We start from the raw sequence: 12327 nt of genomic DNA on the forward strand, positions 1-12327 counted from the left end.
GCCTACTTTCGTGCCGGGAACATCGCGTCCGGGCGCTTTCCAGACCACGACAGCAACGACACCGTGCCGCTGCCCGCTGCAGCCCCGTGCGTGCAAGCCTCCGGAGCGCCCATGCCCAGGTCGTGGAAGACCTCATCGGCCGCCCGGGAGGGGTCGATATTGCCAAAGGGATCCAGCGAGGATATCCCGCGCGGAGTCTCCGGGGAGGCAGTGGGGATGACGTAACGGTCGTCATACTTAGCAATGGATAGCAACCGGTACATTGCCTCCATGTCTGCACCCGTCATGCCCACAGCTGCGGCGATCTCCTCTTGCGGCGGGTTGCCCAGGTTGATGTCGCGCATGTAGGAGCGCATAGCCACCAAGCGGCGCAGTGACTTTTCCACCGGGACCGTATCGCCCGCCGTAAACAGGCCAGCCAGGTACTCCAGGGGGATACGCATGTTGGACAGCGCGGAGAAGAGGATCTTGTGGTCCTCGCCGTCGTTGCCCGTGGCAGAAACCTGCTCCACGATGGGAGACAGCGGCGGGATGTACCAGACCATGGGCAAGGTGCGGTACTCCGGGTGCAGCGGCAAAGCTACCCCGTAGGTGAAAATCAGATCGTAGATGGGGGAGTTTTGTGCGGCATCAATCCACGAGTGCGGAATGCCCTCAGCCTGCGCCGCCTTGACCACTTCCGGGTCATGCGGGTTGAGCATGATGGACTTCTGGGCCTCGAAAAGATCCTGCTCGTTTTCGGTAGCGGCAGCCTCTGCTACGCGGTCGGCATCGTAGAGGATAACGCCCAGGTAGCGCAGGCGCCCCACGCACGTCTCCGAGCACACGGTGGGCTGGCCCACCTCCAGGCGCGGGTAGCACAAAGTGCACTTTTCGGCCTTGCCGGTCTTGTGGTTGAAGTAGACCTTCTTGTACGGGCAGCCGGAGACACACATGCGCCAACCGCGGCAGCGATCCTGGTCCACCAGGACAATACCGTCCTCGGCGCGCTTGTACATTGCACCCGAGGGACAAGAGGACACGCACGTTGGGTTCATGCAGTGCTCACAAATGCGCGGCAGATAGAACATGAAAGAGTCTTCAATCTCTTTTTTGACCTGCAGGTTCATCTGGTGCAGCGTGGGATCCTGGTCCAGGGTGGCAGTAGAACCGCCTAAGTTATCGTCCCAGTTAGAAGACCATTCGATCTTATTGATCTCGCGGCCATCAATTTGGGACACCGGCTTGGCGGTGGGCTGGGTCTTTTGGCCAGCCTGGGCACCCATCAGATCCTCATACTGGTAGCTCCACGGCTCGTAGTAGTCCTGGATGGTGGGCAGATTAGGGTTGTGGAACAGCGTGGCCAGCTTCTTTATCCGGCCACCGGCCTTGGGCTTGAGCTTGCCATTAGAGGTGCGCTCCCAGCCGCCCTTCCACTTATCCTGGTCCTCCCAGCCGCGGGGGTAGCCCACACCGGGGCGGGTTTCGACGTTATTGAACCAGATGTATTCCGTGCCTTCCCGGTTGGTCCAGGCCTGCTTGCACGTCACCGAGCACGTGTGGCAGCCGATGCACTTGTCCAGGTTCATAATCATGGAGATTTGGGCCATGACCTTCATTAGTAGGTTACCTCCTGTGAACGGCGGCGAACGCGCGTGACCTCGTCACGGTTGTTGCCAGTTGGGCCGATGTAGTTGAAGTGGTAGGTCAGCTGGCCGTAGCCGCCAGCAATGTGGACCGGCTTGATGGAGATGCGCGTGAGTGAATTATGGGTACCACCGCGCCGTCCGGTGTGCTCATTGAGCGGGGTGCCCACCGTGCGTTCCTGGGCGTGATTGCAAATCATTGTGCCCTCCGGAATGCGGTGGGAGACAATGGCGCGCGCCGAGACCACACCATTGCGGTTGTAGACCTCCACCCACTCGTTGTCCTTGACGCCGATCTTGGCGGCGTCCTTATCAGACATCCACACCACCTGGCCGCCGCGGGAAATGGACAACACGTGGAGGTTATCGAAGTACTGCGAGTGAATGGACCACTTGTTATGGGTAGTCAGGTAGCGCAGCGTGACTTCGACCTCCCCGCGCTCATTGTGCAGGGTTTGACCCGGGGCAAACTCGCCGTGCATGCGCACATGGTCCAGCGGCGGACGGAAGACTGGCAGGGCCTCGCCGTAGTCCAGGAACCAGTCATGGTCCACGTAGTAGTGCATGCGCCCGGTGATGGTGTGCCAGGGCTTATCAAACTCCACGTTGATGCTAAACGCCGTGTAACGGCGCTTGTTGCGCTTGTCTGCCGTCCACTCCGGGGAAGTGATGACCTCGGTGGGGCGCTCCTTGATGGCGTCCCAGGTAATGCGCACATCCTCATCCGTTGCACCCAGCGGGGTCAGGTCCTTGCCGGTACGCGAAGACAAGAACTCAAAGCCTTGCTTAGCCAGCTCGCCATTGGACACACCGGAGAGGTGCAAGATGGCGTCGATGACTTTGGTGTCCTTGGTCAGGTCCACCAGCTGGCCCATGGAGGTCTGCGAGGTGCCGCAAATGAGCTCTAGCTCCTTGACCTGCTTTTCCACGGAGAACTTGGTGCCATGCACGCCCGTGCCAGCCTTGGCTGGCAGTGGGCCCAGGTGGGTCCACTTCTCATAAATCTTGGTGTAGTCACGCTCGATGGTGTGCAGCTTGGGCATGGTCTTGCCCGGCACCAGGTTCTTACGGTCAACGTCCGGGACGATGCCGCGTGGCATCCCCATCTCATCCGGGGAGTCATGGTGGCTGGGCTGGGTGACAATGTCTGTTTGGACCCCCAACCACTTCACCGCCATAGCCGACAAGGAGGCCGAGAGATCCCTAAAGACCTCAAAGTCCGTGCGTGCCTCCCACGGCGGGTTAATTGCCGCGTTGAAGGAGTGCAGGTAGGGGTGCATGTCCGTGGAGGACATGTCGTGCTTTTCATACCAGGTCGCGGCCGGCAAAATGATGTCAGAGACCAGCGTGGTGGAGGTATTGCGGAAGTCCGTGGTCAGCATCAAATCTAGCTTGCCCTCGGGGGCCTGTTCTACCCAGTTGATCGTCTTGGGCCGCTCATGCGGGGCCAGCTCTGCTGCGGTGGCATCACTGTCGATGCCCAGCAGGTGGCGCAGGAAGAACTCCGTACCCTTTGCAGAAGAACCCAGCAAGTTGGTGCGCCAGTTGAGCAAAATACGCGGCCAGTTCTCCTCAGCTGAAGGATTATCGTAGGAAAACTCCAGCTCGCCAGATCCCAGCTGCTCCACCACGTAGTCCTCAATCTTTTTGCCCGCCACAGCAGCATCTTGGGCAATCTGCAAGTTATTGCGGTTGAACTGTGGGTAGGCCGGCATCCAGCCGCGACGCATGGCCTCTGCCATGGTGTCAGAGACCATCTTGTCGCCAATCACCCCGCGGCTAGCCAGCGGTGAGCCCAGGTGGGCCGCGTGGGAATTGTCGTAGCGGTACTGCTCGGTGGCGAAGTAGTAGAAGCCAGTCGAAATCATGTGCCGCGGCGGGCGCTGCCAGTCCGCAGCCATCGCCCACTGCGTCCAGCCATTAATCGGGCGCAGCTTCTCTTGGCCCACATAGTGGGCCCAGCCGCCACCATTGACGCCCTGGGTACCGCACATGGAGGTCAGCGCCAGGAAGGTGCGGTAGATGGTATCGGCGTGGAAGTAGTGGTTGACGCCGGCGCCCATGATGATCTGGGAGCGGCCCTTCGACTCCGCCGCATTCTGGGCAAACTCCCGGCCAATGCGAATGGCTGTTTCTGCGGGCACTCCCGTGAGCTCCTCCTGCCATGCCGGGGTGCCCACCTCAGAAGCATCAAAAAAGTCTCGCGGCCACGAGCCCGGCAGGTTCAATTCCGCCCGGTTGACCCCATAGTGCGCCAACATCAAGTCATAGACCGTAGTCACCAGCATGCCGTCGACTTCTCGCACCGGCACACCGCGGTGAACCACGCCCGCCCCGATGGGACCCATCGCGCCCGACTCCTCCGGGTGTGCGTCCAAATCAAAGCGCGGGAAGAGCACCTCCGCGGTAGCAAACGCATCCGTCTGGGCAATCGACATCACCGGATCTGCGTTATCCAGAGACAAATTCCACTTTGCCGAGTCCATATCCCAGCGGTCCGCCATCGTCCCGCCCGGATCGACCACGCGACCATCGGCCTCCATCACCACGGTGCGGGAGGCGGCATTGGGGCTGGAGGACAGGGTGACATCGGCAAGCTGAGCTGCAGTAACAAACTTGCCAGGGGTATAAGTGCCGTCCTCGCGGCGGTCCAACTCCACCAAGAACGGCGAGTCTGTGTACTTGCGCATGTAGTTAAGGAAGTACGGCTCCTGGCGCTCAACGTGGAACTTACTCAAAATGACGTGGCCCATCGCGAAGGCCAGCGCGGCATCCGTGCCCGGCTCAATACGGGCCCACTCATCAGCGAACTTCGTGTTATCCGCGAAATCCGGGGAGACCACCACCACCTTGGTGCCCTTGTAGCGGGCTTCCACCATGAAGTGGGCATCCGGAGTACGAGTCACCGGAATGTTTGAGCCCCACATCATCAGGTAGGAGGAGTTGTACCAGTCCCCAGACTCCGGCACGTCCGTCTGATCACCGAAGGTCTGCGGGGAGGCCGGCGGCAAGTCCGCGTACCAGTCGTAGAAGGACAGCGCCACGCCGCCAATCATCTGCAAAAAGCGCGAGCCCGCCCCGTAAGAGACCTGGGACATCGCCGGGATCACCGTAAATCCAAAGATGCGGTCCGGGCCGTATTTGCGCAGGGTATAGACGTGGGCTGCCGCGGCCATCTCAATGGCCTCCTCATAGGATATGCGGATCAACCCGCCCTTGCCGCGCTGGGAAATATACGCCCGGCGCTTGTCCGGGTCTTCCTGAATGGCGCGCCACGCCAGCACCGCATCGCCGTCGTGGCGCTTCTTTTCCTCCCGGAACATGTCCACCAGCACGCCGCGGGCATAGGGGTAACGCACGCGGGTGGGCGAGTAGGTGTACCAGGAAAAAGATGCTCCACGCGGGCAGCCGCGAGGTTCGTACTCGGGCATATCATTGCCCGTGGTGGGGTAGTCCACGGCCTGGGATTCCCAGGTGATTACGCCGTCTTTGACGTAGACCTTCCACGAGCATGAACCGGTGCAGTTCACGCCGTGGGTGGAGCGGACCATCTTGTCGAAGGCCCAGCGGTTGCGGTAGAAGACGTCGGCTTGGCGTCCGCCTTGCAAGAAAATCTGTTGGCCGGACTTGCTGGTTTCGCCTTTGCGCAGGTAGGCGCCCAGCTGGAAGAGGGGGTTGACTTTGCCGTCAACGGGCTCAACGTGAGTCATGGGGTACTCCTTGAGGTGGAAGGTAAATGTGGGGCGCTAGCCCGGGAATGGCGCGTTGGGGCGGGCGTAGTAGACCCACACCAACACGGTGGTAATCGCGAAGTAGACCACGCAGCCCCAGAAGAAGGTCGCCGCGGGCATCAGGGACAGTAGAACGCCCACGATGAAGGGGCCGAATGCTCCAATGGCCCCCGTCCAGCCGATCACGCCGCCTGCCTGACGTTGGGGCAGGATCATGGGCATTTGCTTGAAGGTTCCCGCGTTGCCTAGACCGGTGAAGAAGAACATGGTCAGCATCGCGCCCAGGAACCACCAGAACTGGTCAGGGTCAGTCGGGTTGAGGAAGAGCGCTGCCACGGCGGTAAAGACCGTCATGCCCACGCAGCCGACGAAGGTCCAGATAGCCCCGCCAAACTTGTCACACAGCGGACCCCACAGGGCGCGGACCAGCGCGCCGATGAGCGGGCCCAGGAAGGCAAAGGCCGCGCCCTTGGGCAGATCCTCAAATTGCCCAGCAAACTGGGAGTCCGCGCCAAAGGTCTGGTTGATGAGCAAGGCCATTTGCGCGGCAAAGCCGGAGAAGGCGCCGAAGGTCATCAAGTACACCACAGTGAGGATCCAGGTGTTCTTGTTACCAAAGATGTCGATCTGCTGGCGGAAGTTGGCCTTGACGGGGACGTCCTTGAGCAGTGTCCAGGCCAAGATTGCGCCCACGATGGCCCAGGGCACCAAGAAGATGGCCGGGTTGTGGACGTAGATTTGGCCGGCGGTGGTGCGTTGCGGCGCCACAAAACCGATGCCCAGCAGGGTAAAACCCATCAGCCAGGGGGCTACCAGCTGGATAAAGGAGATACCAAAGTTGCCGATTCCCGCTTGCAAGCCCAGTGCCGTGCCAGACATGCGCTTGGGGAAGAAGTAGCCGGTCGAGGGCATAAAGCCCGAAAAGACACCGCCGCCAATGCCGGAGAGGAAGGACAGTGCCAGCAGCCACCAGTACGGGGTGGAGGTGTCTTGAACTGCGAAGAACCAGCCCAGCATGGGGATGATGAACAGCAGTGAGGACAAGGTGACCAGCTTGCGCGTGCCGATAATCGGCGGCAAGAACATGAAAATCAGGCGGAACAAGCCGCAGGATAGGCCGGCGATGGAGGTCAGCCAGTAGAGCTGGGACTTGCTCAGGTCGAAGCCGATCTGGTTGAGCATGGGGGCCACTGCGGAAACCAGGTACCAGGTGGCGAAGCCGATGATGAGGACGAAGGTGGAAATCCACAGCGTGCGCCAGGCGATGCGGGAATCCCAATGGTCGGGTTCTTCTGGGGACCAGCCCTGGATGACCCTTCCGGAGGTGTCAAGAGTAGTCATTTTCCCTCATTAAAGTCGGAGTTAATTCCTTCCTTAATGTACCCAAAGAGGAACCAAAGTCCACGATTTAATCAAGGAAAACCCGTATATAATTAGGGCATGGCTGTGTTGCGTAAATGCTGCCTAGCTAACAACTGTGCAGGTGGGCGCGCCAAGTCCCCACGCACCCCGTCTCACCTGGACCTTTTGTGAATTTGCTAACCTGCCCACCTAAGCCAAACCATGTTTGCAAACCCCCGCCGACCGCACTATCACCCAACTATTGACTTCTACAGAAAGGCTCCCATGACCGCCCACTCCGCCGCCGTGATTATTTGTTCCGATCGCATCTTGGCTAAGCAGAAGCCCGATACCGTCTCTTCGATTGCCGCCGAGGCCCTGCACGCCGCAGGCTGCCGCGTGGCACCCGCCCAGCTGGTGGCCGAGGACTATGCCCAGATTGACGCCGCTCTATCCGGTGCACTGGCCGCTGGCCACCGGGTCATTATGCTCATCGGCGGAACCGGCGTACGTGCAGGCAATTGGACCCCGGAGGTCACACAAAAATATGTGCAGTTGCGGCTGCATGGCCTGGAGACCCAGGTGCTGCTAGCAGGCCTGGAGCACTCCGCAAAGGCCGGGCTCTCCCGGGGCATTATCGGCATGACCAGCCATGAGGGAACTCTGATTATCACTAGTGCTTCTTCTGCTGGGGCCGTCCGCGACGTCCTGGGCGTGGTCACGCCCCTCCTGCCGAGCTTGTTGGGGCACTGTGAGCATTAGCTTGCCGATGCCCCTGCACCCGCACCGCCAGCCCCTCCCGAGTGTTTGTCACGCAGTCTAAGGGCAGGGCTTCACCACGGGTGGCTAGGAGTGGGGGTAGCTAGAAATGTGAAATGCATGGATAATTGGAGTACCTGAGTGAAAGCTGGCATTGTATCGCCGCTGTGAGTGAAAGGGGTAGTCATGGCACACATTAACGATGTGGCTAGGTACATTTTGGAGCGTCAGGGTGGGGAAGTGAGCACGATGAAGCTGCAGAAACTTGTGTATTACGCCCAGGCCTGGAGTTTAGTCTGGGATGAGAGGCCACTTTTTAACGCGCGCATAGAGGCGTGGGCAAATGGGCCGGTAACTCGCGAACTCTACGACCGCCACCGGGGGCAGTTTACGGCCAGTGTCGATATGTTCCCCGGGGACTCGGAAAGGCTCAACGAGTCGGAACGAGAAACCGTTGATGTTGTTTTGGAGGCTTATGGCCAGCTCAGTGGCCAGCAATTGAGCGACCTAGCGCACAGCGAACGCCCATGGCGTGAGGCACGCGAGGGCGTGGAGGATGGGGCGGCCTCTAGAAATGAAGTCAGCCCAGAAGTCATGCAAGACTTCTATAGTGCGTTGCAGTCGGCGTCTGCTGTGTAGCCATGTCCAGGGGGAAACGCAATGCTAAGAAGCTTGCCCGCCAGCAAAACAACGCCGGAGGTAAGTACGTGCCTGCGGTTATCCCGGCAACCCGGGGCAAGCACCTTCCTGCTAGCGTAACAAACAGCGATACTTATAAGGATGAGCGTGTTCGCTGGACTGCACGGGAAATAGATCACGGTCCTGCTCCCGAGCGATGGCGCCGGTGGGAGTTGAGCGCAATTGAAATTGTGGAACTTCTGAGGTTTCTTGATGAGCTCACGCAGAAGACGTGGCGGCAATGTGAAAGCGAAACATCTAACGGGCATAAGCGGAATCATGACCATGCAATTACGGACTTGCTTCCGGTGGCGCAGGAAAGACTGCGTGTTCTCGATGACAATGAAGAACGAGTCTTTAGATTTCGTCTGAATGCGAAGAGCAGGCTGTGGGGGTTTAGGTCGGGAAGCCTGTTTCGCATTCTCTGGTACGACCAACAACACGAAGTGTATCCCGTGGAAAAGCGCCACACTTAGCTCAATGTGTCGCCCCGGCTTGACTCATGGGTATGTGCGTCGCGCTAGAGGAGTGACAGCCGAGCTGAGTAGGCTGCGACATCTGTGGGGGTGTCATAGTCGCGGGCAAAGTCGCAATCAGGCACCACAACCTGGCCGCGGGCAAGGCTGAGTAGTCGTTTGGCGGAGACATCGCGGGGGTCCCCGAGTTGCTGCAGGGCGCTGTGGAGGGCATCGGCATGCCAAAGGGCGCACAAGGGGTGCAGATGCTCGGCTTCGGCACACACGGCGACGTCGGCGCTACTACCAGCGGCGTCGAGCGCGGCCTGCAGGGCGGGGAGGGTGCGGGGAGAATCGGGGGCATCGGCAGACAAGACTGCAATGGTACTGACCTCTGGGTGACGGGCCAGGTACGCGGCACCGGCAGCGATGCCAGCCACCGGGCCCCCGAAGGGGGGCTGTTCACACACGCGAGGATGGCCAATATCTCGGGGAGTTACCGCAATGGGCAACGCGTGGGCGGGAAGCTGCCGGTAGAGGCGGTCGATAAAGCGTTCGCCGCCGACGGTAATGGCCGCCTTGTCTGTACCCTTCATGCGCGTATTGCGCCCGCCGGCCAACACAATTACCCCGAGCATGTCTAATCCTCCGGCAGGGTGCGGGTCCAGTCCCCGGAGCGCCCGCCGGATTTGGCGGTAATGCCTGCCCGGCGAATGTATGCGCTGCGGTCTACGCCCTTGACCATGTCAATGACGGCCAGGGCAGCAACGTTGACGGCGGTCAGTGCCTCCATCTCCACACCGGTGCGGTCGGCGGTGCGCACGGTGGCCTCAATGAATACGTCCTGTTCACGCAGGGTTACCTCGACGGCACAGCCGTGCACGCCGATGGTGTGCGCCAGGGGGAGGAGCTCCGGGACCTTTTTGGCTGCGGCTATCCCGGCAATGCGGGCGACGGCCAGCACATCACCCTTGGGCACGCGGCCTTCGCGCAAAGCGGCGATGACCTCCGGGGAACAGCGGACCTCGCACTGTGCGGTGGCTGATCGCACGGTAGGTTGTTTATCGGTGACGTCGACCATGTAGGCGGCACCGGCGTCGTTGAGGTGAGTAAACTTCATTGCCATCCTTCTGCGAATCTAAAAAGGGTAAATGTCTAGCGGGTCTCCGGCGCTCACCGCCGTGGCGTAGGCTGCCAGCGCTGTGGTACCGGCCAGGGAGGCTACGAAGTGACTGCCGATGCCCCCGCTGCTATAAGCCACTGCCTGCGGCCGGGCGCCACTGTAGTCTACGGATACCGGAACGACGGCGAGTTTACCTGGTGGTGCGGCAGGGAAATCGCTGGCAGCCTGGGCGGATAGTTGTGGGCGCGCCCACAGAGTGGGTGCGGCTTGTGCGCCGCTGAGTAGGGCTAAGGCGGGGGCGAGGTAGAGGTGGAAGGAGACAAAGGCGGCCACCGGGTTGCCCGGCAGGCAAAGTACCGGGGTGTCCTTCCATAGGCCATGGCCCTGGGGTGCGCCGGGTTTTTGGGCGCAGTGGCCAAACCAGGATTGCTCGCTGGTGCTCAGCACGTGGCGCACCACGTCGAAGGCCCCGGCGGAAATTCCTCCGGTGGTCAGAATAACGTCGTGGTCGGCGCTGAGTTTATCGAAGAGGCCTCGCAGTGCACGCGGATCATCGATACTGTGGTGGGTGCTTAGCTGTGAATACCCAGCTGCGCGGACTAAAGCGGCGAGCATGGGGCCGTTGGAATCGGGAATCTTTCCTGCAGGCAGGGTCTGTGGTGTCGGTGTGCCTGGGTGGAGCGGGAGCAGCTCTGCGCCGGAGGAAATAATGGCCACCCGCAAGTTGGGGCGTACCGCAATGGTGGATACTCCGGCAGATAGGAGCGCGGCTACGGTTCCGGGATCCACCACCGATCCGGAGGTAGCCAGCACATCGCCCGGCTGCAGATTTTCGCCCCGGGCACGGATATTGCTGCGGCGGGGAGCCCGCTTTATGGTCACCTCACTGGGCAGCGGTCCGGGGCCGGCGGGGACATCAGTGTCCTCGACGGGGACAACGAGGAGATCGGGGGTATCGGCAAGCTGAGCAGGAAACTCAGGGATGGGGGCGCCGGTCATAATACGCACGGCCTGGCCGGGGGCGGGAAGCTGTGGGGCGGAACCGGCGGGTACATCGCCGCACACGGCAAGTGAGCGCGGCCCGGCGCCGGCGGCGGGCAGATCGGCGCGGTGGACCAGGAAGCCATCCATGGCGGAATTGGCGTGCGGGGGCACCGGCCAGGTAGCGCGCACATCGGCGGCTAGGACACGGCCGCAGGCGAAGACATCAACGGGAATGTGCGCGGTAGCGGTGGGGGCAGCCTGGCTGCACAGCTGCATCACGCGCTGGTAGTAGGCCTCCGGGGAGGTGGCGCCGGACTGGCCGGAAGAATGGGACATGATGGTGCCTTGGGGTGTGGGTGGGACTAGCCGCCGATGGCGGACATGGGGCGGTCGGGCTGGAGGAATCCTTCATCATTGACGCCATGGCCGGGAAGTTTACGCCACATCTCCCCGGCCCAGGCTTGTGCTAGTTCGGCGTCACTGGCGCCGGCGCGCATGAGGTCGCGCAGGGAGGTCTCCGAATTGCCAAAGAGGCAATTGCGCACGGCGCCATCGGTGGTCAGGCGGGTGCGATCGCAGTCGCCACAAAAAGAATAGGACACCGAGGCAATCACGCCCAGCTGCCCGGCTGGGGTGGCGGACGCTGTGCGTGGGGTGGCCTCCCACAGTGCGGCGGGGGCGGAACCACGTGGCTGGGTAGCCGGGGTGAGCGCAAAGTCTTTGGCCAAGGTGGCCAGGATGTCATCGGCGGTAACCATCTGCTCGCGGCGCCACTGTGAGCGCGGACCCAGCGGCATCTGCTCAATGAAGCGCAGCTGGGCACCGCGTGACAAAGCAAAATGAGCCAGGGGCAGAATAGAATCCTCGTTAACCCCGGGCATGATGACGGCATTGATTTTTACCGGGGAGAAGTTTGCCTCCAGGGCGGCATCGATGGCCGCGAGGACTCCGGGTAAGCGGTCGCGGCGAGTCAGTCGCGCGTAGAGCTCCCTGTCCAGGGTGTCCAGGGAGATATTGACGCGGTCCAGGCCGGCGGCTTTGAGTCCAGCAGCTCGCCGGTCGAGTCCCAAGCCATTGGTGGTCAGCGCCACCGTGGGGGCAGTACCAGCCGCGGTACGCAGGTCTTTGGTCGCGGCGATGATGTCTTCTAAGGACTTGCGCAGCAGCGGCTCCCCACCGGTAAAACGGACCTGTTCAATGCCCAGCTGGTTTACGCCTAGGGCAATGAGCCGGATGGTTTCGGCATCTGTCAGTGTTTGTGGAGTAGGGATCCACTCTAGGCCTTCGGCTGGCATGCAATAGGTACAGCGCAGATTGCAGCGGTCAGTCAGTGACACCCGCAAGTCCTTGGCCACCCGGCCGTAGCGGTCGATGAGCGTTTGGGGTGTTTGTTTGGGTGGCGCCGCGGGCTGCGCTGAGGGCGGCGCCGCGGGCTGCGAGCGCACTAGTGGGTGCGGTAGCGGCAGTGCAGTCGACGGCGTATCCAAAGGCGGTGTCATAGGGCTCCTACTGTAGACGACTACCTACCCAATTTAACACGGAAGTTATGGGGTAAATTCCGGTGCCGGGGTAGGGCGCAGCCTGGCGCTGCCCAGTGCTGCCCAGTGCTGCCCAGTGCTGGCCGGTGTTTG

General features: G+C 61.4%; 9 protein-coding genes. 2 read left to right on the forward strand and 7 right to left on the reverse strand.

Annotated features, from left to right (window positions below):
• Positions 1-2 precede the first annotated feature (2 nt).
• The 3 genes from narH to G7Y31_RS04650 are packed head-to-tail and all read right to left on the reverse strand — an operon-like array spanning position 3 to position 6697.
• Positions 3-1598, reverse strand: coding sequence for a nitrate reductase subunit beta (gene narH / locus G7Y31_RS04640; RefSeq protein WP_165009051.1), 1596 nt, complete (start codon positions 1596-1598; stop codon positions 3-5).
• Positions 1598-5335 carry a nitrate reductase subunit alpha gene (locus G7Y31_RS04645; protein ID WP_165009053.1) on the reverse strand — a complete coding sequence of 1246 codons (3738 nt, stop codon included), beginning with the start codon at positions 5333-5335 and terminating at the stop codon, positions 1598-1600. The genes narH and G7Y31_RS04645 overlap by 1 nt, the downstream gene beginning before the upstream one ends.
• Before the next feature lie 36 nt (positions 5336-5371).
• Positions 5372-6697: a nitrate/nitrite transporter gene (locus tag G7Y31_RS04650; RefSeq protein WP_165009055.1), complete on the reverse strand. Its 1326-nt coding sequence runs from the start codon at positions 6695-6697 to the stop codon at positions 5372-5374.
• A 285-nt stretch (positions 6698-6982) separates the two neighbouring features.
• Between G7Y31_RS04650 and G7Y31_RS04655 the strand changes: the two genes are divergently transcribed.
• Both G7Y31_RS04655 and G7Y31_RS04660 read left to right on the forward strand, forming a co-directional pair.
• A complete protein-coding gene (locus tag G7Y31_RS04655) occupies positions 6983-7459 on the forward strand; it encodes a molybdopterin-binding protein (RefSeq protein ID WP_165009057.1) in 477 nt (158 codons plus the stop codon).
• Positions 7460-7642: 183 nt separating this feature from the next.
• On the forward strand, positions 7643-8095 hold the full coding sequence (locus tag G7Y31_RS04660) for a Panacea domain-containing protein (RefSeq protein WP_165009059.1): 453 nt from the start codon (positions 7643-7645) through the stop codon (positions 8093-8095).
• 559 nt (positions 8096-8654) lie between these two features.
• Here G7Y31_RS04660 and mobA read toward each other — a convergent pair.
• Genes mobA through moaA form a run of 4 tightly spaced genes read right to left on the reverse strand, consistent with a single transcriptional unit; the run spans position 8655 to position 12195 of the window.
• Positions 8655-9227 carry a molybdenum cofactor guanylyltransferase gene (gene mobA, locus G7Y31_RS04665; protein ID WP_165009061.1) on the reverse strand — a complete coding sequence of 191 codons (573 nt, stop codon included), beginning with the start codon at positions 9225-9227 and terminating at the stop codon, positions 8655-8657.
• A gap of 2 nt (positions 9228-9229) precedes the next feature.
• Positions 9230-9709, reverse strand: a complete 480-nt coding sequence (moaC, locus tag G7Y31_RS04670) for a cyclic pyranopterin monophosphate synthase MoaC (protein WP_165009063.1) — start codon at positions 9707-9709, stop codon at positions 9230-9232.
• Between the two features lie 18 nt (positions 9710-9727).
• On the reverse strand, positions 9728-11032 hold the full coding sequence (locus G7Y31_RS04675) for a molybdopterin molybdotransferase MoeA (protein ID WP_165009065.1): 1305 nt from the start codon (positions 11030-11032) through the stop codon (positions 9728-9730).
• Positions 11033-11058: 26 nt separating this feature from the next.
• Positions 11059-12195, reverse strand: a complete 1137-nt coding sequence (moaA, locus tag G7Y31_RS04680) for a GTP 3',8-cyclase MoaA (protein WP_165009067.1) — start codon at positions 12193-12195, stop codon at positions 11059-11061.
• Positions 12196-12327 lie beyond the last annotated feature (132 nt).

It is taken from the genome of Corynebacterium lizhenjunii (assembly GCF_011038655.2).
Taxonomy (GTDB): Bacteria; Actinomycetota; Actinomycetes; order Mycobacteriales; family Mycobacteriaceae; genus Corynebacterium; species Corynebacterium lizhenjunii.